Origin of the sequence: Streptomyces paromomycinus, from assembly GCF_003865155.1 — a bacterium.
GTDB classification, from domain to species: Bacteria; Actinomycetota; Actinomycetes; order Streptomycetales; family Streptomycetaceae; genus Streptomyces; species Streptomyces chrestomyceticus.
This window is the reverse complement of the sequence record NZ_BHZD01000001.1, coordinates 2,535,070-2,559,784: the sequence shown is the minus strand read 5'-3', so window position 1 is coordinate 2,559,784 and position 24,715 is coordinate 2,535,070. Positions and strand designations below refer to the sequence as shown.

The window sequence follows — 24,715 nt, the reverse complement described above, 5'->3', positions numbered from 1 at the left end:
TCCGACCGTGACAGCGGCCGCCGCGTATTCACTCGACCGACGGAAGGCCATGAACGGAGGGTGACGGCGGCCCCGGACCGGCCGGGAGCCTCAGCCCTTGGACCAGGTGACGGCCAGCTTGGCCGTGCTCGGGGCGAACTTCTTCCACGCGTAGGTGTCGTTCTCGTTCGCGGCCCGCAGCCCCAGGGTCATGTCCGGCCACTTGTTGGCCTTCGCCGCCTTGGCGTTGTCCGTGACGTCGAACGCCAGAACGCCGGCCGGGCACTCCTTGGCGCTGTGGCCCTTGGCGTCGGTGACGGTGGCCAGCAGCTTGTACCACTTCGGCTGCTGGTTCCACGTCGTGCTCTTGTAGGCCCGGCCGGTGTCCCAGAGCTGGACGGGCCGCTTGGCGCACGACCAGGAGTAGGTGTTCCTGATCTCGAAGGCGGCGCTCTTGATCGTCCCGGTCCGCTGCAGGTCCTTGGTGCCCATGGTGATGAACGAGCGCCAGGTCCCGCCCGTCTCGTTCTCATGGCCGACGCGCGCGACGTCCCCGGTCTTCGCCCAGTAGGACGTGCTCGGATACTTCTTGTTGACGCTGGTCCACAGGCCCACCGGCCCCCTGGGAGCGCGCGCCTCGGGCAGGCTCTGCTCGGTGGTGTACGTGCCTGAGGGGTTGGCGTACACCCGCACGGTGTCGGTGCGCTGCGACTGCACCTCCACCCGCCGGCCGGAGGAGGCGGCCTGCTCGGAGGCCCGCCGGAACTCGGCCTGCTGGGCCGCGGACGACCGCGACTTCGTGTCGTGGGCGTCGGACCCCGCAGCCCAGGCGGTGGGGACGGCCAGGCCGCCGACGACGCCGCAGACCAGGACGGGATACCACGGGCCGGACGGCTTCCAGCCGGTGAGGGAACGGGATGTGGGCATTGCGCACCTCTCATTGCCGGGAGCGGCGAACGTACAAGGGCCAGTCACCGCCACCCGCACGCCGCGCCGCCCCTGCGGCCGTCCGGGGGAAGCCACCGGCCTCGCAATTCACTCGTTCGTCGGAATGATGAGGACGGAGGGTGACGGCAGTCGGGTGGCGCCTGCGGTCTTGGGACGGGGGACACCGCGTCAATGTCGCCGCTGTCCGCTGTCCGCTGTCCGCTGTCCGCTGTCCGGTGCCTGCTGTCCGGTGCCCGCTGTCCCCGATCGCCTGTCGGGCGCCCGGTGCCCGGTGCCCGGTGCTCCGCATCGGCATGGACGTTCCGGCACGGCGCCCCGCGTCGACGCCCCTACGCAGCTCCGCAACCCACCCCCTGCGCCCGGCCCGCCGAGGTGTCCCGCTCCCGCGCCGCGGCGGCGATGTTGCGCGCCATCCCGCCGAACACCACCGAGTGGAACGGCGCGACACTCCACCAGTACGCATGGCCCGCCAGCCCGTGCGGATGAAACACCGCCCGCTGGAGATAGACCGTACGGCCCTCCCGGTCCCGTCCCACCTTCAGCTCCAGCCACGCCAGCCCCGGCAGCCGCATCTCCGCGCGCAGCCGCAGCAGCCGCCCCCGCTCGATCTCCTCGACCCGCCAGAAGTCCAGCGAGTCACCGGCCCGCAGCCGCTGCGCGTCCCGCCGCCCGCGGCGCAGCCCGACACCGCCCGCCAGCCGGTCCAGCCACCCCCGCAGCGCCCAGGCGAGCGGAAAGGAGTACCAGCCGTTCTCGCCGCCGATGCCCTCGATGACGTCCCACAGCGCCTCGGGCGAGGCGTCCACCCGGCGTGCCCTGCGGTCGGTGTAGAGACTGCCGCCCGCCCAGTCCGGGTCGGTCGGCAGCGGGTCGCTCGGAGCTCCGGGTACCGAGGCCGACGACCAGCGGGTGGCGACCCGTGCTTCCCGTACCCGGCGCAGCGCCAGCTCCACCGCGCGGTCGAAGCCGGTCAGCCCGCCTGGCGGGTCCGGCACGTACCGCGCGATGTCGTGCTCCTCGGCCACGGCCTCGTGACGCAGCGACTCCGCCAGCGGACGCGCGATACCCGCCGGTACGGGTGTCACCAGGCCCACCCAGTGACTGGAGAGTCCCGGCGTCAGCACCGGCACCGGCACGATCAGCCGGCGGGGGAGCGCCGCGACCCGCGCGTACCGCTGCATCATCTGCCGGTACGTCAGTACGTCGGGGCCGCCGACGTCGAAACCCCGGTTCACCGACTCCGGCAGCGCGGCGCAGCCCACCAGGTAGTGCAGCACGTCCCGGACCGCCAGCGGCTGGATACGGGTACGCACCCAGCTCGGCGTCACCATGACCGGCAGCCGCTCGGTCAGATACCGCAGCATCTCGAAGGACGCCGAGCCCGACCCCATGATCACGGCGGCCCGCAGCACCGCGGTCGGCACCCCGGACTCCAGCAGAATGCGCCCCACCTCGTCCCGCGACCGCAGATGCGGCGAGAGTTTGCGCCGGTCGACACCCCTCGGCACCGGGCCGCCCAGATACACGATCCGCCGCACGCCGGCCTTCCGGGCGCATTCGGCGAACGTACGGGCCGCCCGGCGGTCGGTGTCCTCGAAGTCCTTCCCCGAGCCCAGCGCGTGCACCAGGTAATAGGCGACCCCGACACCTTCCAGCGCCGCCGTGAGCGATGCCGCGTCCGTGACGTCGCCGCGCACCGTCTCCACCTGCTCAGACCAGGGGTGGTCCCGCAGCTTCCCCGGCGTACGCGCCAGACACCGCACCGGGTACCCCGCGGCCAGCAGCTCCGGCACCAGCCGCCCGCCGATGTACCCGCTCGCCCCGGTCACCAGACACCGTTCCACGCCGCGCCTCCCACAGCCGCTCGGTCCCACAAGCCGATCGCTCCCGTAAGCCGATCAGTCCCGTACCTTCTGACACCTACTACCCCCTGCCCTTCTGACACCTACTACCCCCCGCGGCACGCGCCCGCGAATGCGGCGCGGCAGTAGAGGGGGGGTGCCTTTGGCCCCTCCGACCCGTCGTGTAGTGTTCTCCGAGTTGCCACGGGGCCGACCGGCGCCGCGACAGCCTTCACGCCAGACCGGCAAGCACCATCACCACTGCACGGCTCCTCAACGGGAAGAATTTCGGCATGCCGAAATTCGGAACAGCGACTCGATTATGAGTCGCCGGGGAAAACCGCTAAAGTAGTGAGCACGCCGGAAGGCGCGAACAAAACCCGCTCCAACAGGGGCCGGAAACGGAAAGCGGAAACGCCGAACGGATCTGGTAAGGTTGGAACCGCGAAGAAGCCGAAAGGCCGAAACGCACCGGCGGAAATCAGGACCGCGAGGATCTGATAGAGTCGGAAACGCAAGACCGAAGGGAAGCGCCCGGAGAGCCTGGTGAAACAGGCACAAAGGAAGCGTCCGTTCCTTGAGAACTCAACAGCGTGCCAAAAGTCAACGCCAGATATGTTGATACCCCGTCCACCGGCACACGCCGGAGGATGAGGTTCCTTTGAAAAGCCCACCAGCACCCGAGCGGTGCGGGTGGCACACACAGCGAGGACGCTGTGAACGGGAAGCCTATTCCGCTTCCTGTTCCGCTCTCGTGTGTGTTACCGGGATAGCCCGGAAACATTCACGGAGAGTTTGATCCTGGCTCAGGACGAACGCTGGCGGCGTGCTTAACACATGCAAGTCGAACGATGAACCTCCTTCGGGAGGGGATTAGTGGCGAACGGGTGAGTAACACGTGGGCAATCTGCCCTGCACTCTGGGACAAGCCCTGGAAACGGGGTCTAATACCGGATACGACACGGGATCGCATGATCTCCGTGTGGAAAGCTCCGGCGGTGCAGGATGAGCCCGCGGCCTATCAGCTTGTTGGTGGGGTAATGGCCTACCAAGGCGACGACGGGTAGCCGGCCTGAGAGGGCGACCGGCCACACTGGGACTGAGACACGGCCCAGACTCCTACGGGAGGCAGCAGTGGGGAATATTGCACAATGGGCGCAAGCCTGATGCAGCGACGCCGCGTGAGGGATGACGGCCTTCGGGTTGTAAACCTCTTTCAGCAGGGAAGAAGCGCAAGTGACGGTACCTGCAGAAGAAGCGCCGGCTAACTACGTGCCAGCAGCCGCGGTAATACGTAGGGCGCAAGCGTTGTCCGGAATTATTGGGCGTAAAGAGCTCGTAGGCGGCTTGTCACGTCGGATGTGAAAGCCCGGGGCTTAACCCCGGGTCTGCATTCGATACGGGCAGGCTAGAGTTCGGTAGGGGAGATCGGAATTCCTGGTGTAGCGGTGAAATGCGCAGATATCAGGAGGAACACCGGTGGCGAAGGCGGATCTCTGGGCCGATACTGACGCTGAGGAGCGAAAGCGTGGGGAGCGAACAGGATTAGATACCCTGGTAGTCCACGCCGTAAACGTTGGGAACTAGGTGTGGGCGACATTCCACGTCGTCCGTGCCGCAGCTAACGCATTAAGTTCCCCGCCTGGGGAGTACGGCCGCAAGGCTAAAACTCAAAGGAATTGACGGGGGCCCGCACAAGCGGCGGAGCATGTGGCTTAATTCGACGCAACGCGAAGAACCTTACCAAGGCTTGACATACACCGGAAAACCCTGGAGACAGGGTCCCCCTTGTGGTCGGTGTACAGGTGGTGCATGGCTGTCGTCAGCTCGTGTCGTGAGATGTTGGGTTAAGTCCCGCAACGAGCGCAACCCTTGTTCTGTGTTGCCAGCATGCCCTTCGGGGTGATGGGGACTCACAGGAGACTGCCGGGGTCAACTCGGAGGAAGGTGGGGACGACGTCAAGTCATCATGCCCCTTATGTCTTGGGCTGCACACGTGCTACAATGGCCGGTACAATGAGCTGCGATACCGCGAGGTGGAGCGAATCTCAAAAAGCCGGTCTCAGTTCGGATTGGGGTCTGCAACTCGACCCCATGAAGTCGGAGTCGCTAGTAATCGCAGATCAGCATTGCTGCGGTGAATACGTTCCCGGGCCTTGTACACACCGCCCGTCACGTCACGAAAGTCGGTAACACCCGAAGCCGGTGGCCCAACCCCTTGTGGGAGGGAATCGTCGAAGGTGGGACTGGCGATTGGGACGAAGTCGTAACAAGGTAGCCGTACCGGAAGGTGCGGCTGGATCACCTCCTTTCTAAGGAGCTTCTAGGCAGCCGCAAGGTTGTCCAGAGCCACTACGCAGGCGAATGTTCTGCGGTGGTTTGCTCATGGGTGGAACGTTGACTACTCGGCACACTCGGTATGGGGATCATTAGTACTGCTTCGGCGTGGAACGTGAATCTCATCTGGGAGTGTCGGGCACGCTGTTGGGTGTCTGAGGGCACGGACCAAGGGTCTGTACCTTCAAACGCCGGCCCCGGTAAAGGCCTGCTTCGGCGGGTTGTGACGGGTGGCTGGTCGTTGCTTGAGAACTGCACAGTGGACGCGAGCATCTGTGGCCAAGTTTTTAAGGGCGCACGGTGGATGCCTTGGCACCAGGAACCGATGAAGGACGTGGGAGGCCACGATAGGCCCCGGGGAGCTGTCAACCGAGCTTTGATCCGGGGGTGTCCGAATGGGGAAACCCGGCAGTCGTCATGGGCTGTCACCCATACCTGAACACATAGGGTATGTGGAGGGAACGCGGGGAAGTGAAACATCTCAGTACCCGCAGGAAGAGAAAACAACCGTGATTCCGGGAGTAGTGGCGAGCGAAACTGGATGAGGCCAAACCGTATTGGTGTGATACCCGGCAGGGGTTGCCAGTGCGGGGTTGTGGGATCTCTTTTCTGCAGTCTGCCGGCTGTGGGACGAGTCAGAAACCGTTGATGTAGGCGAAGGACATGCGAAAGGTCCGGCGTAGAGGGTAAGACCCCCGTAGCTGAAACGTCAGCGGCTCGTTTAAGAGACACCCAAGTAGCACGGGGCCCGTGAAATCCCGTGTGAATCTGGCGGGACCACCCGCTAAGCCTAAATATTCCCTGGTGACCGATAGCGGATAGTACCGTGAGGGAATGGTGAAAAGTACCGCGGGAGCGGAGTGAAATAGTACCTGAAACCGTGTGCCTACAAGCCGTGGGAGCGTCGCGCAAGAACTTGTTCTTGCGTCGTGACTGCGTGCCTTTTGAAGAATGAGCCTGCGAGTTTGCGGTATGTTGCGAGGTTAACCCGTGTGGGGAAGCCGTAGCGAAAGCGAGTCCGAAGAGGGCGCCCAAGTAGCGTGCCCAAGACCCGAAGCGGAGTGATCTAGCCATGGGCAGGTTGAAGCGGAGGTAAGACTTCGTGGAGGACCGAACCCACCAGGGTTGAAAACCTGGGGGATGACCTGTGGTTAGGGGTGAAAGGCCAATCAAACTCCGTGATAGCTGGTTCTCCCCGAAATGCATTTAGGTGCAGCGTCGTGTGTTTCTTGCCGGAGGTAGAGCACTGGATAGGCGATGGGCCCTACCGGGTTACTGACCTTAGCCAAACTCCGAATGCCGGTAAGTGAGAGCGCGGCAGTGAGACTGTGGGGGATAAGCTCCATGGTCGAGAGGGAAACAGCCCAGAGCATCGACTAAGGCCCCTAAGCGTGTGCTAAGTGGGAAAGGATGTGGAGTCGCAGAGACAACCAGGAGGTTGGCTTAGAAGCAGCCATCCTTGAAAGAGTGCGTAATAGCTCACTGGTCAAGTGATTCCGCGCCGACAATGTAGCGGGGCTCAAGCACACCGCCGAAGTCGTGTCATTGCAGTATGTACTCCTAACGGGGACTGTGATGGGTAGGGGAGCGTCGTGTGCCGGGTGAAGCAGCACCGGAAGGTAGTTGTGGACGGTTCACGAGTGAGAATGCAGGCATGAGTAGCGATACACACGTGGGAAACGTGTGCGCCGATTGACTAAGGGTTCCTGGGTCAAGCTGATCTGCCCAGGGTAAGTCGGGACCTAAGGCGAGGCCGACAGGCGTAGTCGATGGACAACCGGTTGATATTCCGGTACCCGCTTTGAAGCGCCAAACATCGAATCAGGCGATGCTAAGTCCGTGAAGCCGCCCTGAGCTCTTCGGAGCGTAGGGGAGTGGTGGAGCCGACGAACCAGACTTGTAGTAGGTGAGTGATGGGGTGACGCAGGAAGGTAGTCCAGCCCGGGCGGTGGTTGTCCCGGGGTAAGGGTGTAGGACGCACGGTAGGCAAATCCGTCGTGCATGAAGTCTGAGACCTGATGCCGAGCCGATTGTGGTGAAGTGGATGATCCTATGCTGTCGAGAAAAGCCTCTAGCGAGTTTCATGGCGGCCCGTACCCTAAACCGACTCAGGTGGTCAGGTAGAGAATACCGAGGCGTTCGGGTGAACTATGGTTAAGGAACTCGGCAAAATGCCCCCGTAACTTCGGGAGAAGGGGGGCCATTGCTGGTGATGAGTCTTGCACTCTGAGCTGGTGGTGGCCGCAGAGACCAGCGAGAAGCGACTGTTTACTAAAAACACAGGTCCGTGCGAAGCCGTAAGGCGATGTATACGGACTGACGCCTGCCCGGTGCTGGAACGTTAAGGGGACCGGTTAGCTCTGTTTCGACAGGGCGAAGCTGAGAACTTAAGCGCCAGTAAACGGCGGTGGTAACTATAACCATCCTAAGGTAGCGAAATTCCTTGTCGGGTAAGTTCCGACCTGCACGAATGGCGTAACGACTTCTCGACTGTCTCAACCATAGGCCCGGTGAAATTGCACTACGAGTAAAGATGCTCGTTTCGCGCAGCAGGACGGAAAGACCCCGGGACCTTTACTATAGCTTGATATTGGTGTTCGGTTCGGCTTGTGTAGGATAGGTGGGAGACTGTGAACTCGTCACGCCAGTGGCGGGGGAGTCGTTGTTGAAATACCACTCTGGTCGTGCTGGATGTCTAACCTGGGTCCGTGATCCGGATCAGGGACAGTGTCTGGTGGGTAGTTTAACTGGGGCGGTTGCCTCCTAAAGAGTAACGGAGGCGCCCAAAGGTTCCCTCAGCCTGGTTGGCAATCAGGTGTTGAGTGTAAGTGCACAAGGGAGCTTGACTGTGAGACTGACGGGTCGAGCAGGTACGAAAGTAGGGACTAGTGATCCGGCGGTGGCTTGTGGAAGCGCCGTCGCTCAACGGATAAAAGGTACCCCGGGGATAACAGGCTGATCTTCCCCAAGAGTCCATATCGACGGGATGGTTTGGCACCTCGATGTCGGCTCGTCGCATCCTGGGGCTGGAGTCGGTCCCAAGGGTTGGGCTGTTCGCCCATTAAAGCGGTACGCGAGCTGGGTTTAGAACGTCGTGAGACAGTTCGGTCCCTATCCGCTGTGCGCGTAGGAGTCTTGAGAAGGGCTGTCCCTAGTACGAGAGGACCGGGACGGACGAACCTCTGGTGTGCCAGTTGTCCTGCCAAGGGCATGGCTGGTTGGCTACGTTCGGAAAGGATAACCGCTGAAAGCATCTAAGCGGGAAGCCTGCTTCGAGATGAGGGCTCCCTCCTCCTTGAGAGGGTAAGGCTCCCAGTAGACGACTGGGTTGATAGGCCAGATATGGAAGCCCGGTAACGGGTGGAGTTGACTGGTACTAATAGGCCGAGGGCTTGTCCTCAGTTGCTCGCGTCCACTGTGTTAGTTCTGAAGTAACGAACTCGCCTTGCCGGCTGGAGTTGTTATCTTCATAGTGTTTCGGTGGTCATAGCGTTAGGGAAACGCCCGGTTACATTTCGAACCCGGAAGCTAAGCCTTTCAGCGCCGATGGTACTGCAGGGGGGACCCTGTGGGAGAGTAGGACGCCGCCGAACTCCTTTTGATAGTGGGAAGCCCCGCACCGTATGGTGCGGGGCTTTCTGCGTTTGTGCGCCGTGTTGTGCGCCGTCCGCGGCCACGGACAAGGCCCTGCCGACTCACCGGCAGGGCCTTTCGATCAGCCCTGTCCCGACCGCTCGCCGTGCTCCGGCCCCGGCCCGTCCCCGTGCTCCCGCCCCCACTCCCGGGCCAGCCGCGCGAAGGCGCCGGACGCGGCGCTGCGGTAGGCCGTCTCCCGGTACAGGAGCGCCACCGTGCGGGCGGGGAGCGCGGGGGAGAGGGCGACGGGGTGCAGGCCGGGCTGTTCGCGGGTGATGGCGTCGGGCAGCACGGTGGCCAGGGGAGTGCGCCGGAGCAGTTCGGTGAGGGTCGTGATGGAGTTGGCCTCCACCGCGATGTCCGGCCGCACCCCGTGCTCACCGAAGTGCGTGTCGATGTGCAGGCGGGTGGCGAAGTCCGCGCTGAGCAACGCCAGGCGGTGGTCGCGCAGGGAGCGGATCGGCAGCGGCGCCGTACGGCCGGCGTACGGGTGGGTGGGGCCGACGACCAGGCTGAGGGACTCGGTGAACAGCTCGGTGCCGGTGACACCCGGCAGGTGCGGCCCGCTGAACGCGATGCCGAGGTCCAGCTCGTCCGCCAGCAGCGCCGACTCCATCAGCTCCTGCGGCATCTCGCGCAGGGTCAGCGAGATGCCCGGGTGCCGGGTGTGGAATTCCCCGGCCAGCGGGCCGACGAGATAGGCGGTGAAGGTCGGCGTCGTGGCCAGGCGCAGCGTCCCGCGCGACAGGTCCCGTACGTCCAGCACGGCGCGCTCGGCCGCCTCCAGGTCCCGCAGCGCGCTGCGGGCGTAGTGCGCGTACGCCGCGCCGGCGTCGGTCAGCCGCACGGTGCGGCCCGTACGGTCCAGCAGCTGCACCTTCAGCGTCCGCTCCAGCTGCCTGACCTGCTGGGAGAGGGTGGGCTGCGAGACATGCAGGGCTTCGGCGGCGCGGGTGAAGTTGGCGTGCTCGGCCACCGCGAGCAGATAGCGGAGGTGGCGCAGTTCCAGGGCCATACCGGCCACTGTAAGCGGTCACACGCAGCAGCTATAGGCAGCGCTGATACCTGCCATGAGTTGTACGTCTTGGACGCTATAGCGGCAGGTCACGCATGGTGGAGGCATCGGCTTCCCGGCCGGTTCCCCTCAGCAAGGAGTGGCTGTGCACCCCGACCTCACCGACGGCGTCCGGCGTTTCCGCCGCGACGTCCACCCCGCCAGAGCGGGCCTGTTCGAGCGGCTCGCCACCAGCCACCGGCCGGGCGCGCTGTTCATCGGCTGCTCCGACGCCAGGGTGGTACCGGAACTGCTCACCCAGTCCGGACCCGGTGAGCTGTTCGTGATCCGTACGGCCGGGAACCTCGTGCCGGTGTACGGGCCGGCACCCGACGCGGTGTCGTCCAGCATCGAGTACGCGCTGGCCGTGCTCGGCGTCCGTGACGTGATCGTCTGCGGGCATTCCGGGTGCGGTGCGATGACGGCCCTGGCCACCGGTGAGGACCTCACCGAGCTGCCCGCCCTCGACGGCTGGCTGCACACGGCCGGGCCCGCCGGCCCCCGTACCGCCGGGCGGGACGACGGGGCCGAGGCGGCCGTCACGGCGCTCGTCCACGACAACGTCACCGTCCAGCTCGCCCACCTGGCCACCCATCCGTCCGTGGCCCGCGCCCTCGCGCGGGACGCGGTGGCGCTGCACGGCTGGACGCACGACATCCGTACCGGAGCCGTCGACGTCCTCGACCCGCGCAGCGGAACGTTCTCCCCGCTCGCCTGAGCCCCCTGCCGGGCGCGGCCCGCCCGGGCCCCGCCCCCGCTTCCGAAAGGACGCTTCCATGCCCCATGCCCAGCTCGACCCGCAGGCCCGCCAGGACCTGGCCCTCGCCGTCGTCGAGGCCAAGATCCGCAAGGACCTCACCTGGCAGGAACTGGCCGACGCCGCCGGCCTGTCCGTCGCGTTCGTCACCGCCGCGCTCCTCGGCCAGCACGCCCTGCCCGCCGACGCCGCCCGGGCCGTGGCCGAGCGCCTGGACCTGGACGAGGCGGCGGAGCGGCTGCTGCAGACGATCCCGCTGCGCGGCAGCATCCCGGACGGCATCCCCACCGACCCCACCCTCTACCGCTTCCACGAGATGCTCCAGGTCTACGGCACCACCCTCAAGGCCCTGATCCACGAGCAGTTCGGCGACGGCATCATCAGCGCCGTCAACTTCCGTCTGGACATCCAGAAGGTCGACGACCCCGAGGGCGGCTCCCGCGCGGTGATCACCCTGGACGGGAAGTACCTCCCGGCCACGCCGTTCTGATCCTGTCGCCGGTCTCCCGGCAGGCCCGGTCGGCGGCCGCTTCGTCCGCCTGCACCTGGTCGGTGAGCCAGTCGTGCAGCGTCCGGGGGATGTACTCCATGAACAGCGCGATGCTCGCGGAGGACCGCTGAAGGCCTTCGACGCGTCGACGCATCCCCGGTCCGCTTCCCCAGTAGGCCACGGCCCGTTCCGCGTCGGCGAGTTCCCGCCACGCCCCGAAGCCCCGCGAGCTGATGCCGTACTGGCAGAAGGCGGGCAGCCCGGAGAGGTTGGCCGTGGACCGCCCGTGCTCCGGCAGCCCAAGGGCGTACCTGCGTCCAGGAGTTCGCGCAGCTCGTGATCGCTGCGCAGGGCGAGGGGCGTGGCGACGGCGCTGTAGGCGGTCAGGCGCGCGGTACGCGAGGTGCCTGGCTGCCCGGCCGCTGTCCGCATCGCGATGGCGCCCTCGCTCCCGCCCTGAGCGGCCGCCGCGGCCGCCGTCCCCGCAGCCTGGGCGAAAGCCGGGACGTCACGGCCACCGGAGCCCGCGAAGCCCGTCGGCCGTGCGATTCTGCTCGCGCGGCCGACGGGCGGGGTGGGGCGCCGGCGTGCGGTGCCCCGGCGGATCAGGCCTCGCGCGGTGCCAGCTCGCCCATGGGGCCCCAGCCGTCGGCGTCGATCTCGCTGCTGATGATCTGCGGGGTGGTGGCGATGGCGCCGGCCATCGTCTCCAGGCCGGCCTTGAAGTGCGCGGAGTGCACGTGCTTGTCGCCCGCCTCCCGGTCGGCGAAGCCCTCGACCAGGACGAACTGGTGCGGGTCGTCGACGCTGACCGACCACTCGAAGAAGAGGTTGCCGGGCTCCTGCCGGGTGGCCTGCGTGAAGTCGTCCACCAGCGACAGCCACGAGTCCTGGTACTCGGGCCGGACGGTGAACTTGACGACGATGAAGATCATGCTGGCTCCTGCGCTGGTACGGACCGGCTGCGGCTGCGTGGCCGGGCGGGCTGCACGCCCGCGTCGTCCCCCATGGTGGGCGTCCCGGGCCGCCCGCCGAAGAAGGATCGCCGCGCATTCCGGCCCTCCCGGAAAATCCGGTGCCGCAAGGGCGGGGAGCGACCGGTGCGCGGAAAAATCCGGTGCGCCGCGCCGCCGGGCGTGATCGGATGGGCCGCCTGCGGAATCGAGGGAGAGGCAGCGGACGGATGGCGCGGACCAGTGACATCGCCCGGGACACCGACGGTACGGCGTCGGCCGGACGCACCGTACCGGGCCTGGAACTTCCCCCGCCCACCGGCCGGCACGCCGTGGGCGTGCGCACCGCCCACCTCGTCGACGACGGGCGTGCGGACCCGTTCCGGCCCGGCCGGCCCCGCGAGCTGATGGCGCAGCTGTGGTACCCGGCCCGTGCGGAGGCCGGTCAGGCGCCGGGGCGGTACGTGTCCGACGCGATGTCGCCCCTGGTGGTCGACGGGTGGGAGGAGGAGCCCGGCTGCTCCGGACTGCCGCGCGACACGGCGGCCCGGGTCCTCGTGCACGGCACCGCGGACGCGCCGCCCGCTCCGGAGGCGCGCGGCTGCCCGCTGGTCCTGCTCTCGCCCGGCCACGGCCGGTACCGCGCGGACCTGACCGCGCTCGGGGAGGATCTCGCGAGCCGCGGGTTCCTGGTGGCCGCCCTGGATCACCCGGCGGACGCGATCGGTGTGGAGTTCCCGGACGGCCGGATCGTGCCGTACCGGGAACCGGACGGACTGGCGGACGGCGACACCGGCGACCTCTCCGGCCGCTACCTCGACGTACGGGCCGCCGACCTCAGCTTCGCGCGCGCCCGGCTGACCGCCCCCGGATTCTGGTGGCACGCCCTGCTCGACCCGGCACGGGCCGGTGTCGCGGGCCACTCGCTGGGCGGCGCGGCGGCGGCCGAGGCCATGCGGCTCGACCCCGGGTTCACGGCCGGGGTGAACCTCGACGGATTCCCGTACGGCGATGTCCTCCGCACCGGCCTGGAACGGCCGTTCCTGCTGTGCCAGTTCACCCCGGACGACCCGGATTTCCCGGAAGAGACACAGGCCCTCGGCCGCCTGTGGAACGTGCTGCGCGGGCCGCGGCACCACCTGCTGGTCGAGGGTGGCGGGCACGGGTCGGCCACCGACCTCGACGCCCTGGCCGGTCCCCTCGGCTACCGGGAGTTCACGGACGCCGAGGAGTACGCCTTCGCGCTCGGCTCGCTTCCCGGTGGCCGGGGGACCGAGATCACCCGGGCGTGTGTGGGCGGGTTCTTCGAGGAGCGGCTGCGGGGCGCTCAGGGCTTCTTGGAGGCACTTCCGCCGGAGGTCACGGTGGTGGGCTGAGGGAACGGCGGCGCCGGTCGGGCCGCCGCCCGGTACGGCCATGCGGGGATCGGCCGTACCGCATGCTCACGTACGCCGTGTCTCGACCAGGCGATCACCGAACAGCAGCGTGCCGGCCTGTTTGACGTGCTGCAGCACCGGTGAGACCTCCATGCTCTGCAGGCCGTCCAGGGACCCGATGCGATCCGTCGTGAACTGGAACAGCTCGTCGAAGTCGCGGCAGTGCGCGACGGCATGGAGGTTGCAGGGCCCGGACACGGCCGCGGCGAAAGCGATCTCGGGTTCCTCCGCGAGCGCGCGTCCGGCGCTCTTCACCGCCGAAGGGTGCACGCGCAGCCACAGGTTCGCCCGAGCGTGATAGCCCAGCGCGGCTGCCGCGATCTCGACGTCGAGGTGGACGACGCGGCGGTCGAGCAGCGCGTGCAGACGGCGGGACACCCGCCCCGGGGTGGAGTCCGCCGCCGCGGCGAGGTCGACGAGACTGGCGCGGCCGTCCGCGGCGAGAACGCCCAGGATCTTCTCGTCCTCCGCGGTGAGGTGCGCCGGGTCCCTGGCGACGACCGGGCTCTCGGTGAACGGCGGCCCCGCACTGCCCAGCGCGGCTTCCTCCGCCGCGGACAGGACGCCTCGCAGAGCGGCCCAGTAGTGGCCGCGGCCGCCCATGAACTGACGGAGCATGGCGAAGGCGTTGATGTCGAGCACCGCCGCGGTGCGCGGAAGCCGTTGACCGAGCAGTTCTTCGCGCTGCTCCCGCGAGCGTGACTGCGTCGCGCAGGTGATCTCGGAGCCGGCCGCGCTCAGGGCGACCCAGTTGACGTCGTCGCGCTTGGCGAGCGCGTCGGCGATCGCCGAGACGCTGCCAGGACGGCAGCGCAGCCGTACCAGCCACCTGCTCTGGCCCAGCGCACCGGGATTCACCAGCCCCGCGACACGGACGACGCCGTCGGCGCGCAGGCGCCGGTAGCGGCGGTTGACGGCGCTTTCGGTGAGGCCGAGCGCGGCGGCCATCGAGGCGAACGACGCTCGCGGAGCGACCTGTAGTGCGCGAATGATCCGCACATCATCAGGCTGCAGAACGCCGAATTCACGCATAGGGCCTTCACTCATGGCGGGAATCCTACAGAAGGGCCGTTTCGGTTCGCTCCGGCGCCAGCGCGGCGAACAGACTCGCAGAGCCCTTGGAAGCGAAAGAACGGAGAGGACGCCGTATGTCGTCGAACGGCACGGCCCAGCACCCGCCGACCGCACTCGTCATCGGGGCCTCGCGCGGCCTCGGCCATGCGATGGCGGCCGAATGGTTCGACCGGGGGTGGCACGTCGTCGGTACGGTCCGCGACCCCCGTTCCCGGACGCCCCTGCACGATCTCGCGGACCGTTCCGGCGGGCGGGTGGACGTCGAGCACCTCGACATCGACGAGCCCGGCCACCTGGCGCCGCTGCACGAACGGCTCGCGCACCGCCGCTTCGACCTGCTCTTCGTCAACGCCGGGACCACGAACAACGAGCAGACCCCGATCGGCGCGGTGCCGGCGTCGGACTTCGTCCAGGTGATGCTCACCAACGCGCTCGGTCCGCTGCGCGTCATCGAAGCGCTCGACGACCTGGTGACGCCCACCGGACTGATCGGTGCGATGTCGTCCGGGCAAGGCAGCATCACGGACAACACGACCGCCGGCCGCGAGGTCTACCGCGGCAGCAAAGCCGCCCTGAACATGTTCCTGCGCAGCTACGCGAACCGGCAGGCCGCGACGCGGCGCGCCTTCGTCCTCCTCGCCCCGGGCTGGATCCGCACCGCCCTGGGCGGGCCGGACGCACCGTTCACCGTCGAGGAGAGCGCCCCCCTGCTGGTGGACGTCCTGCTGTCCCGGCTGGGCACACCCGGGCTGGCGTATCTGGACCGTACGGGCCGGACCGTGCCCTGGTGAGACCACCTCACCTGATGCCACGGGAGACCACCGCTCCCGCACGCCGCCGGAAGGGAAGACGACCAACCATGCCGCTCATCGCGATCGAGGAACACTGGAGCATGCCGGAGGTGACGTCCGCGCTGCGCGCCGTGCCGCACAGCGACGAAAGCCTCGTCTTCCACGAGGCGGGTGACAACCGGCAACGTCTGGAGGACCTGGCGGCCGGCCGTGTAGCGGCCATGGACGCGCAAGGCATCGACCTGTCCGTCCTCGCTCTCACCCCGCCGGGGACCCATCCGCTGCCGCCGCGGCAGGCCCTGGGTCTGAGCCGAGCCGCGAACGACGCGGCCGCCGCGGCCGTCTCCCGCCGCCCCACCCGCTTCCGGTCGTTGTCCACCCTGCCCATGTCGTCGCCGAAGGACGTCGCGGGCGAGCTCGAACGGGCCGCTGGCCTGGGGCATGTGGGCGCCATGGTCCATGGCCGGGCAGGAGACCTGTTCCTCGACGATCCCGTCTACGACGACTTCTTCTCGGCCGCGTCAGAACTCCGCCAGCCGGTCTTCATCCACCCCCAGCTGCCGTCGGACGCCGTCCGGGACGCCGCGTACCGTGGCTTCGGTCCCATGACGGACCTGGCCCTCGCCACCTTCGGATGGGGCTGGCACCTGGACGCCGCTACGGCGGCCCTGCGGCTGATCCTGCGCGGCACCTTCGACCGGCATCCGGACCTCCGGGTCGTGCTCGGTCACTGGGGGGAGACGCTGTTGTTCTGGCTGGACCGGGCCGACAGCCTCGCCCGTGTCGCGGGACTGCGACGACCGGTTTCGGACTACGTCCGGTCGCATTTCCACATCACCGCCTCCGGGATGTTCAACCCGGCGCTTCTGCGGCACGCCCTGTCCGCCACCTCCGCCGACCGGCTGCTCTTCTCGACGGATTACCCCTTCCAGCGGCCGGCGAAGGAGGAGATCGATGCCTTCCTGGACCACTTCTCCGCGGCCACGGACCGTGAGCAGTTCGCGTGGGCCAACGCGGCCTCTCTGTTCGGACTCGACCTCTGATCCTCGGCCGGGGTCACGGCTGCCGCGGGGAGGGCTCGGGCAGCCCCGGGCCGTCGCAGTGCACGTCCCTGGCCGGGACGGTGCCGCCGACGAGGTATGCGGCCACCGTGGAGTCCACGCAGGAGTTGCCGCGGCTGGCGAAGACACCGTGCGAGTAGTCGTGGTGCAGGGTGACCAGCCGGGATCCGGGCAGCGTGCGGCCGAGGGCCCGCGCACCGGCGATCGGCGTCACGGGGTCGTGCGCGGACGCTACCAGCAGCGCCGGGGGCGCCGCGGGGCTGCCGAGCCGGGTGTGCTCGGTGGGGCGGGCGTGCCAGTACGCGCAGCTCGCCGCCTCCAGGCCGGTCAGTACGGGCTGCGGGTCCAGGCGCCGCAGCCCACGGATGTCGGCGATGACCCGGCCCGGCGTGGGCCCCGGGCCGTCGGCGCACTTCACGGCCCGGTTGGCGGCCTGGTACGTACGTGACTCGGGCCCGTCGAAGGGCTCGGTGGGGCGGAGCCGGTCGACCACGCCCTCGTCCAGGTAGGCGCGGAGCCCGTCGCCCAGGGCGGTCCAGCGTTCGGTGCGGCCCAGCGCGCGGTAGACGGCACGGTCGAAGGCCGCCGCCCCGAAGCCGGCCACCGGGCGCGCGGTCAGGCCGTCGCGCGTGCGCAGGTAGGCGGCGCGGACCTCGCGCGGGGTGGTGCCGAGCCGGAAGCGGGAGTCGTGCCGCGCCAGCCAGCCGAAGAGCACGTCGCGTTGGCGCAGCACGGCGCGGGCCTGCCGTACGTCGAACGCGTGCCAGTCCTCCGGGCCGACCACGCTGTCCAGCACCAACTTGTCCACGCGGTCCGGGAACCGCGCGGCGTACGCGGCGCCGAGGTAGGTGCCGTACGAGACGCCGAGGAAGCTGATGCGCGGCTCGTCGAGCGCGGCCCGGACGGCGTCCATGTCGCGTGCGGTCTCGCTGGTGGACAGGTGGGGGAGGGCGCGGCCGGTGCCCGCGGCGCAGTCCGCGGCCAGTCGCCGCTGGGCGTCGAGGTAGGCGCGTTCGCCGGGACGGTCGTGCGGTACGGGGTCGAGCGGCGCGGAGCCGGCGGCCGGGCTGTCGAAGAGCCCGCCCATCGGCCCGCAGTCGGCGGGTGCGCTGTGCCCGGTGCCGCGTGGGTCGAACCCGATGACGTCGTAGGCGCGGCGTACCGCCGCCGGGAGTTTGGCGCGCTTGGTGACGGCATACGGGAGCCCGGAGCCGCCCGGACCGCCGGGGTTGACCAGCAGGACGCCGCGCCGTTCGGCGGGCGTCCCCGAGGCCCGGACGCGGGAGACGGCGATCCGTATGTGCTCACCGTCCGGGCGGGCGTGGTCCAGCGGCACGCGCACCGTGCCGCATTCGACGCGGTCCGGCGCGGGCGGTGCGGGAACCGAGTCCGGGCAGGTGCCGAAGTGCGGGGGCGGGGCGGCGGAGGTGCCGGGTCCGGTGGCGGTGGTTCCGGGCCCGAAGGAGGTGGTGGGTTCGGCGGTGGCGGTGCCGGTGGTGAGCGGTACGGCGCAGGTCAGGAGTGTGCAGAGCAGGGCGGTGCGGCGCAGGGCGGGAGGCATGGGGCTCGCATTCGGTGAGGGCGGGGCCGTGCGGTGGAGGGGTGACGGCAGGCGTCAGGGAGGCGGGCGGCCGGAATAGATGGCCCACCCATGAGGTGACAATGAAAATCATTACGGTTAGCATCGCGTTCGGTCAACACCGCACCGCGGCACCGGGGGCCTCCCCACGGCGTGCCCGGACGCGAAACCGCCTGCGCAGAAGGAGAGTTGTGGCGCATCTGCTGATGGTCGAGAGCTGGGTCGGGTCGATGGGCAGGCTGCTGCCCCGCGCCCTGCGCGAGGCCGGACACGACTTCACCTTCCTCACCCGTGACCTGCACCACTACCTGCGGGCCGCCCCCGAGGGCACCGCCCACCCGCTGCTGGCGGCCCGCAACGTGATCACCGCCGACACCAACGACACCGACACGCTGCTGCCGTACGCCGAACGCCTGCACACGGCGACGGGCTTCGACGGCGTCCTCAGCTCGTGCGACTACTACCTGCCCACCGTGGCGCGCATCGCCGCGTACCTCGGCCTGCCCGGGCCCGCGCCGGAGGCCGTGGAGGCCGCCTGCCGCAAGGACGCCACCCGGCGCGCCCTGGAGGCGGCCGGAGTCCCGGGCCCCCGGTTCGCCGTGTGCGCCGACTGGGCGCGGACCGCCGAGGCGGCGCGCGAGATCGGCTTCCCGCTCGTCCTCAAGCCGGTGGACCTGTGCGCCGGGATGTACGTACGGCGGGTGGACGACGAGGCGGAGCTGGCCCGCGCGCACCGTGCGCTCGCCGGGTTCCCGGTCAACGCGCGGGGGCAGCTGCGGGCCCCGGTGGTGCTGCTGGAAGAACTGCTCGACGGGCCGGAGGTCAGTGTCGAGACCGTGTCGTACGGCGGCTCGGTGCATGTGGTCGGCGTGACCGACAAGAGCGTGGGCGGCGCCCCGGCGTTCGTCGAGACGGGGCACATGTTCCCCGCCGCGCTGAGCGCCGCCGACGCTGAAGCAGCGGCGGACACCGCGTGCGCCGCGCTCAAGGCACTGGGGCTCGACCAGGTCGTCGCGCACACCGAGATCAAGCTCACCGCGGACGGGCCGCGCGTCGTAGAGGTGAATCCGAGGCCCGCGGGCAACCGCATCACCGAACTGGTCCGGCACGTCACCGGCATCGACCTGGCCGCCGCCTTCGTGGAAGTGGCCCTCGGCCGCACACCGGATCTCGCGCCACGCGAGACCGGACTGCGCAGCGCCGCCATCGGCTTTCTCGTGCCCGAGCGCACCGGAGTACTGGAGGGCATCTCCGGGGCCGACGGGCTCGACGCACGGCCCGGTGTGCTGGAGGTGCAGTTGGCCGAGGCCGGCAAGACCGTCAAGGACACCGGGAGCAACAACGGCTACCTGGGGCATGTCATGGCCGGTGACGGCGAAGGGGCGGGCGCCCGCGCCCGCGTCGAGGAACTGCTGGCCGGGCTGTGTCCGCGGGTGGTGGAGGAACGATGAGCCCGCTGGGACAGGGGACGGCGGCCGACGGCGCCGTGGAGACCGTGGCGGCGGACCGAGCCGGGCGGCCCGTGGCGGCCGGGCTCCCGGACCTCGTACGCCGCGTACGCGCCGGTGAGCTGGGGCCCGACCCCCGTACGCAGAAGATCGCGGTGGCCTTCACCACCAGCCAGGCCGTACGCCACGAAGGGCGCAGCGGCGGCTACCGCAACGAAGTGCTCAGCCTGCGTCTCGGCAGCGCGGTGGGGTCCTGTGCCGTGGAGCCCGGCGCGCTGCCCGCCGCCGCGATCGACGAGTGCGTGGGCGCCGACGTCGCGACGCTGCTCGGCCATCCGCTGGCGTCCGTACGGATCGCCGCACTGGACGCGTACCTGATGCATGCCCTGCCGCACACGCCCGCGAACGGCGCGCGGCCGTGGGAGCTGCCCGCCGGCGACTCGCTCGCCAAGTCCCGGGCCCGTGCCCGTGGCGTCGCCGGGCTGCTGGCCGTCGCGCCCGGCCGCACCGTCCTGGTCGTCGGCGTCGTCAACTCGCTGCTGGAGGCGCTGCGGGCCCGCGGCCTGGTCTGCGTACCGTGCGACCTCAAGGGCGGCCGGACCGAGTGGGGCGAGCCGGTCCGTACCGACGCGCTCGCCGAACTGGACGGCTGCGACGCGGTGCTGGCATCCGGCATGACGCTGGGCAACGGCACCTTCGAACCGCTGCGCGCCCACTGCGAGCGGCACGGGAAGCCGCTGGTGATGTTCGCCCAGACCGGCAGCGCCGTGCTGCCGCGCCTGCTGGGCGCCGGAGTGAGCGCCGTGTGCGCCGAGCCGTACCCGTTCTTCTGGCTCGACGGCGGGCCCGGCGTCGTCCACCGCTACACCGGCGACGCCGCTTACGCGCTGCTGGGCCGGGGAGGCGACCGATGACCGCCGCCGTACTGGGCGCACCCACCGCCAACCGGGAACTCCTCGCTCTCGTCGGCCGTACGCCGCTGGCCCGGATCACCGGCGACCTGCCCTGCCCGCACCCCGGCTTCTGGGCCAAGCTGGAAGGGCTCGGCGCGGGCGGCATGAAGGCACGCGCCGCCGTGTCCATGCTGCTCGGCGCCCGCGAGCGGGGCGAACTACGGCCCGGCGCACCGGTCGTGGAGTCCACCTCCGGCACCCTCGGCGTCGGCCTGGCCTTCGCCGGGCAGGCGCTCGGCCACGACGTGATCCTGGTCTGCGACAGCGAACTGGAACCGTCCATGCGCCGGCTGCTGCGGGCGTACGGGGCCCGGCTGGAGATCGTCGACCGCCCCGCCCCGGAAGGCGGCTGGCAGGCCGCCCGGCTCGCCCGGCTGCGCGAACTGCGCACCGTGCTCCCGCACGCGTACTGGCCCGACCAGTACAACAACCCGGACAACGCGGCCGGTTACGCCTCACTCGCCGCCGAGATCGCCGCCGACCTGGACCACCTCGACGTCCTGGTGTGCAGCGTCGGCACCGGTGGCCACAGCGCCGGGATCATCGGCCCACTGCGCCGCCACTGGCCCGCGCTGCGCCTCGTCGGCGTGGACGCCACCGGCTCCACCATCTTCGGACAGCCCGCCCGGCCCCGCCTGATGCGCGGCCTCGGCAGCAGCATCCACCCGCGCAACGTCGCCTACGGGGCCTTCGACGAGGTGCACTGGGTGGGGCCCGCCGAAGCCGCCGACGCCTGCCGACGGCTCGCCCGGGGCAGCTTCGTCAGCGGCGGCTGGAGCACCGGCGCCGTCGCCCTGGTCTCCGCCTGGGCGGCCCGCGTGCACCCCGGCGCGGTGGTCGCCACCGTCTTCCCCGACGGCCTGCACCGCTACCTCGGCACCGTCTACGACGAGGACTTCGCCGCCGCGCACGGCCTGGACCGGCAGCCCGTCGCCACCCGTCCGGTGGAGATACCGCATCCCGGGGCGGCCGAGGCCATCGGCTGGGGGCGCTGCACCACGGTCGTGGACCCGAAGGCGGCGACCGCGGGGGAGGGCGTCGCATGAACGTCACGCTGCGCGTCGTACGCCTTCAGCTCGCCGAACCCCTGCGCATCTCCCGCTCCGTGACGACCGAACGGAACGCCGTCTGGATCACCATCGAGCACGGTGGCCTGCGCGGCCATGGCGAGGCTGTGACCAGCGTGTACTACGGGCTCGACACCGACACCCTGCGCCGTCTGCTGGCGGCGGCCGGCGCGGAACTCGGCCGCTTCGCCGGCCCGGAGAGCGCCCTCGACGCCCTGCGGGACGGCGAGCTGCCCGCGCCCGGCACCCCGCCCGCCGTCACCGCCGCCGTCGAGTCGGCGCTGCTCGACCTGGTGGGCAAGCGGGCCGGGCAGCCGGTCCACCGACTGCTCGGCACCGCACGGCGGCCCGTCGCCGCCACCGCCCGCACCATCGGCATCGTGTCCGCCGAGCGGGCCCGGACGCAGGCCCGCTGCCTGGCGGAGAGCGGCTTCGCCGTCCTCAAGATCAAGGCCGGTACGGCGGACCCCGAGGACGACCTCGCCCGCGTACGGGCCGTACGGGACGCCGCGCCCTCGACGGCGCTGCTGCTCGATCCCAACGGCGCCTGGACACCGGAGCAGGCCCGGCATCTGCTGCCGCGCTTCGCCGCGTTGGGCGTCGAGGCCGTCGAACAGCCGACGGTGCCCGGCGACCCCGAAGCGCTCGCCCGGCTCGCCGAACGCTCCCCGCTGCCCGTCATCGCCGACGAGGACGCCGTCGGCCTCGCGGACGTGGCCCGGCTCGCCGGGCGGGTGCAGGGCGTCAACGTCAAGCTCGCCAAGTGCGGCGGCGTGCACGCGGCACTGCGCATCGAGGAGCTGATCGCGGGCAGCGGCACCCGGCTCATGCTCGGCTGCCTGACCGCCGGCACCCTCGGCATCGCCCCCGCCGTCCACCTCGCCGACCGTGCCCGCTGGGTCGACCTCGACGGGCACCTGCTGCTGGCGCACGACCCGTGGACCGGCATCGGCGGCACCGACGGGACCGTACGCGCCGGGACGGGGGCCGGGCTGGGAGTACGGCCGGTGCCGCCGCGCGCTGGACCGGCCGTACCCGCCCCGCCCCTCGCACAGCCCGCAGTACCGAAGGAAAGGCACCACCGTGAAGACGTGGAGTGAGATGCGGGCCTTCCCGCTCGCCATCCGGCTCCTGCTGGTCAACCAGCTCGGCGTGAACATCGGCTTCTACCTGCTCATCCCGTACCTCGCCACCCACCTCGGCCAGGACCTGGGGATGTCCGCCGCGGTCGTCGGCATCGTGCTGGGCGTACGCAACCTCAGCCAGCAGGGCCTGTTCATCCTCGGCGGCTCGGCCGCCGACCGGCTCGGAGCCCGCGGCGTGATCATCGCGGGCTGCGCGCTGCGCACTGTCGGCTTCGCCCTGTTCGCGCTGGGCGACGGGCTGCCCGTCCTGCTGGCCGCCTCCATACTCAGCGGGCTCGCCGGGGCCCTGTTCAACCCGGCCGTGCGCGCCTACCTGGCGGCGGAGGCGGGGGACCGCAAGGCCGAGGCGTTCGCCCTGTTCAACATCTTCGCGACGACCGGCGCCCTGGTCGGGCCGCTGATCGGCAGCGCCCTGCTGCTCGTCGACTTCCGGGCCTCCGCCCTCACCGCCGCCGCGATCTTCGCGCTGCTCACCGTCGCCCAGGCCGCGGTGCTGCCCGCCCGTGAGGTGCCCGCCTCGAAGGGCAGCGTGCTCGGCGACTGGCGCGAAGTCCTCGCCAACCGGGCGTTCCTGGCCTTCTCCCTCGCCATGGTCGGCATGTTCACCATGGAGAACCAGCTCTACCTGCTGCTACCGGACGGCGCCCGCAGGGCCACCGGCTGGGACGGCGCGGCGGGCATCGTCTTCCTCGTCGGCACACTGGCCAACCTCACCCTTCAGATGCGCATCACCCGTTCCCTCAAGGAGCGCGGCAGCCGGGCACGTTGGGTGGCCGTCGGGCTGGCGCTGATGGGCGTGGCGTTCGTCCCGCCGATGGCGGTCGCCGGGACGTCCGGAACGGGCGGCGGCGGTGCGGGCGGGGCCGCGCTCGCCCTCGTACCCGTACTGGCCGGGGCGCTGCTCCTGTACGTCGGCGTCATGATCGCCCAGCCGTTCGTCATGGAGCTGATACCGGAGTTCGGCCGCGCCGAGCTGACCGGTACCTACTTCGGGATCTTCTACGTCGTCTCCGGCATCGCCGCCGCCGTCGGCAACACCGTCGTCGGCTGGGCCATGGACGCGGGCGGGCACGGGGGCGCCGCCTGGCTGCCCTGGGCGTGCTGCCTCGCCTTCGGCCTCCTGTCGGCGGCCGGCGTCGGCTGGCTGCACCGGCTGCGGGCCCTGCCCGTACGGGCCGTGGTGGTGACGGCGTGACGGGCCGTGGTGGTGACGGCATGGCGGACAGCGCCGTCGCCCGCAATCTGCTGACCGACAACCCGGCCCTGTACGAGGCCCGGTTCCCCGACCCGGAACGGCTCGCCGCCCGCTGGACCGAGGACGTCCTGTGCCGGTACGGCGCCGGGCCGCGCGTCCTCGACATCGGCTGCGGCACCGGGCGGGACGCCGCCCACCTGCGAACCACGGGCCGTACGGTCGTCGGCGCCGACGTCTCGGACGCGATGCTGGCGTATGCCCGTACCCACCACCCCGGGCCCCGGTACGTACGAGCCGACCTGCGCCGGTTCCACCTCGAGGACCTCGCGCCGCGACCGTTCGACGCCGTCGTCTGCCTGGACAGCGCGCTGCTGTACTGCCACACCAACGACGACCTCGACGGCTTCCTGGACTCCTGCCGCCGCGCCCTGGCACCCGGCGGACTGCTGGTCGCCGAGATGCGCAACGGCGCGTTCTTCCTCGGCCGTACGGAACTGCTGGACGCACCGGCCATCCGAGGTTTCGAGTGGGAGGGCACCGTATACCGGTCCGTCACGACGCTCACCGTCGACCGGCCGGCCCAACTGCTGCGCCGACGCCGAGTCTGGACCACGGAGGACGGCACACCACCGGTCGAACAGCGCTCCGCCTGGCGACTGCTGTTCCCCCAGGAACTGCGGTACGCGCTGGCCGCGCACGGCTTCACGGTGCTGGAGCTGCACGACGGGCCCGGCCCCCGGACGGAACCGGCCTGGCGGCCCGGGCCGGCCCCGTCTCCTGTCGGCCTTGCCGGGCCGGACGCGTCTCCTGGTGGCCCTGCCGGGCCGGGCCCGTCTCCCGGCGGCTCCGCCGACGGCGACCGGCTGCACCTCGTGGCCCGATGGGGCGACGGCTGACCGCCCACCGCTCCCAGCCCTTTCCCGCCCCCCTGTCCTTTCCCGCCCCCTGCCCTTTCCAGCCAGCTCTGCCTT

At 69.9% G+C, this 24,715-nt stretch carries 17 protein-coding genes and 3 rRNA genes; 14 read left to right on the top strand and 6 right to left on the bottom strand.

What is annotated here, in order from left to right; translation table 11 throughout:
- Window positions 1-90 precede the first annotated feature (90 nt).
- Both OEIGOIKO_RS10260 and OEIGOIKO_RS10255 read right to left on the bottom strand, forming a co-directional pair.
- Window positions 91-906: a DNRLRE domain-containing protein gene (locus OEIGOIKO_RS10260; protein ID WP_125053786.1), complete on the bottom strand. Its 816-nt coding sequence runs from the start codon at window positions 904-906 to the stop codon at window positions 91-93.
- A 350-nt stretch (window positions 907-1,256) separates the two neighbouring features.
- Complete coding sequence (locus tag OEIGOIKO_RS10255; RefSeq protein ID WP_125053785.1) at window positions 1,257-2,771, bottom strand: SDR family oxidoreductase; 1,515 nt, start codon at window positions 2,769-2,771, stop codon at window positions 1,257-1,259.
- Between the two features lie 780 nt (window positions 2,772-3,551).
- Here OEIGOIKO_RS10255 and OEIGOIKO_RS10250 point away from each other — a divergent pair.
- From OEIGOIKO_RS10250 to rrf, 3 genes are all read left to right on the top strand, one after another.
- Window positions 3,552-5,080 (top strand): 16S ribosomal RNA (locus OEIGOIKO_RS10250).
- 302 nt (window positions 5,081-5,382) lie between these two features.
- Window positions 5,383-8,505, top strand: a 23S ribosomal RNA gene (locus OEIGOIKO_RS10245).
- A 76-nt stretch (window positions 8,506-8,581) separates the two neighbouring features.
- Window positions 8,582-8,698: ribosomal RNA gene (gene rrf / locus OEIGOIKO_RS10240) — 5S ribosomal RNA — on the top strand.
- The 16S, 23S and 5S rRNA genes sit together here, the layout of an rRNA operon.
- A 122-nt stretch (window positions 8,699-8,820) precedes the next feature.
- Here the strand turns inward: rrf and cynR are convergent.
- Window positions 8,821-9,756, bottom strand: a complete 936-nt coding sequence (cynR, locus tag OEIGOIKO_RS10235) for a transcriptional regulator CynR (protein WP_125053784.1) — start codon at window positions 9,754-9,756, stop codon at window positions 8,821-8,823.
- Between the two features lie 145 nt (window positions 9,757-9,901).
- Between cynR and OEIGOIKO_RS10230 the strand changes: the two genes are divergently transcribed.
- Both OEIGOIKO_RS10230 and cynS read left to right on the top strand, forming a co-directional pair.
- Complete coding sequence (locus tag OEIGOIKO_RS10230) at window positions 9,902-10,513, top strand: carbonic anhydrase (protein WP_125053783.1); 612 nt, start codon at window positions 9,902-9,904, stop codon at window positions 10,511-10,513.
- A gap of 58 nt (window positions 10,514-10,571) precedes the next feature.
- Window positions 10,572-11,042, top strand: a complete 471-nt coding sequence (cynS, locus tag OEIGOIKO_RS10225; RefSeq protein WP_125053782.1) for a cyanase — start codon at window positions 10,572-10,574, stop codon at window positions 11,040-11,042.
- A gap of 605 nt (window positions 11,043-11,647) precedes the next feature.
- On the opposite strand, the gene OEIGOIKO_RS10220 is transcribed toward cynS, so the two are convergent.
- On the bottom strand, window positions 11,648-11,977 hold the full coding sequence (locus OEIGOIKO_RS10220) for a putative quinol monooxygenase (protein ID WP_125053781.1): 330 nt from the start codon (window positions 11,975-11,977) through the stop codon (window positions 11,648-11,650).
- A 248-nt stretch (window positions 11,978-12,225) separates the two neighbouring features.
- Between OEIGOIKO_RS10220 and OEIGOIKO_RS10215 the strand changes: the two genes are divergently transcribed.
- The gene (locus tag OEIGOIKO_RS10215; protein WP_125053780.1) at window positions 12,226-13,371 is read left to right on the top strand and encodes an alpha/beta hydrolase family protein; all 1,146 of its coding nucleotides are present in this window, start codon (window positions 12,226-12,228) and stop codon (window positions 13,369-13,371) included.
- A 66-nt stretch (window positions 13,372-13,437) separates the two neighbouring features.
- Here OEIGOIKO_RS10215 and OEIGOIKO_RS10210 read toward each other — a convergent pair whose 3' ends face one another.
- Complete coding sequence (locus tag OEIGOIKO_RS10210; RefSeq protein WP_218039986.1) at window positions 13,438-14,478, bottom strand: Lrp/AsnC family transcriptional regulator; 1,041 nt, start codon at window positions 14,476-14,478, stop codon at window positions 13,438-13,440.
- A gap of 101 nt (window positions 14,479-14,579) precedes the next feature.
- On the opposite strand from OEIGOIKO_RS10210, the gene OEIGOIKO_RS10205 reads away from it, so the two are divergent.
- Entirely contained in the window at window positions 14,580-15,296 is a 717-nt protein-coding gene (locus tag OEIGOIKO_RS10205) for an SDR family NAD(P)-dependent oxidoreductase (RefSeq protein WP_125053779.1), read from the top strand.
- A 68-nt stretch (window positions 15,297-15,364) separates the two neighbouring features.
- Complete coding sequence (locus OEIGOIKO_RS10200) at window positions 15,365-16,339, top strand: amidohydrolase family protein (protein WP_125053778.1); 975 nt, start codon at window positions 15,365-15,367, stop codon at window positions 16,337-16,339.
- Window positions 16,340-16,352: 13 nt separating this feature from the next.
- Here OEIGOIKO_RS10200 and OEIGOIKO_RS10195 read toward each other — a convergent pair whose 3' ends face one another.
- Window positions 16,353-17,918, bottom strand: a complete 1,566-nt coding sequence (locus tag OEIGOIKO_RS10195; protein WP_125053777.1) for an alpha/beta hydrolase — start codon at window positions 17,916-17,918, stop codon at window positions 16,353-16,355.
- A gap of 209 nt (window positions 17,919-18,127) precedes the next feature.
- On the opposite strand from OEIGOIKO_RS10195, the gene OEIGOIKO_RS10190 reads away from it, so the two are divergent.
- The 6 genes from OEIGOIKO_RS10190 to OEIGOIKO_RS10165 are packed head-to-tail and all read left to right on the top strand — an operon-like array spanning window position 18,128 to window position 24,640.
- Window positions 18,128-19,387: an ATP-grasp domain-containing protein gene (locus OEIGOIKO_RS10190; protein ID WP_174857144.1), complete on the top strand. Its 1,260-nt coding sequence runs from the start codon at window positions 18,128-18,130 to the stop codon at window positions 19,385-19,387.
- On the top strand, window positions 19,384-20,298 hold the full coding sequence (locus OEIGOIKO_RS10185; RefSeq protein ID WP_246177294.1) for a Rossmann-like domain-containing protein: 915 nt from the start codon (window positions 19,384-19,386) through the stop codon (window positions 20,296-20,298). Before OEIGOIKO_RS10190 ends, OEIGOIKO_RS10185 begins: the two co-directional genes overlap by 4 nt.
- A complete protein-coding gene (locus OEIGOIKO_RS10180) occupies window positions 20,295-21,383 on the top strand; it encodes a PLP-dependent cysteine synthase family protein (RefSeq protein WP_125053776.1) in 1,089 nt (362 codons plus the stop codon). Before OEIGOIKO_RS10185 ends, OEIGOIKO_RS10180 begins: the two co-directional genes overlap by 4 nt.
- Complete coding sequence (locus OEIGOIKO_RS10175) at window positions 21,380-22,504, top strand: dipeptide epimerase (protein WP_125053775.1); 1,125 nt, start codon at window positions 21,380-21,382, stop codon at window positions 22,502-22,504. The genes OEIGOIKO_RS10180 and OEIGOIKO_RS10175 overlap by 4 nt, the downstream gene beginning before the upstream one ends.
- The gene (locus tag OEIGOIKO_RS10170) at window positions 22,488-23,744 is read left to right on the top strand and encodes an MFS transporter (RefSeq protein WP_125053774.1); all 1,257 of its coding nucleotides are present in this window, start codon (window positions 22,488-22,490) and stop codon (window positions 23,742-23,744) included. The genes OEIGOIKO_RS10175 and OEIGOIKO_RS10170 overlap by 17 nt, the downstream gene beginning before the upstream one ends.
- A 20-nt stretch (window positions 23,745-23,764) precedes the next feature.
- Window positions 23,765-24,640, top strand: coding sequence for a class I SAM-dependent DNA methyltransferase (locus OEIGOIKO_RS10165; RefSeq protein ID WP_125053773.1), 876 nt, complete (start codon window positions 23,765-23,767; stop codon window positions 24,638-24,640).
- The last annotated feature ends 75 nt before the right edge of the window (window positions 24,641-24,715 follow it).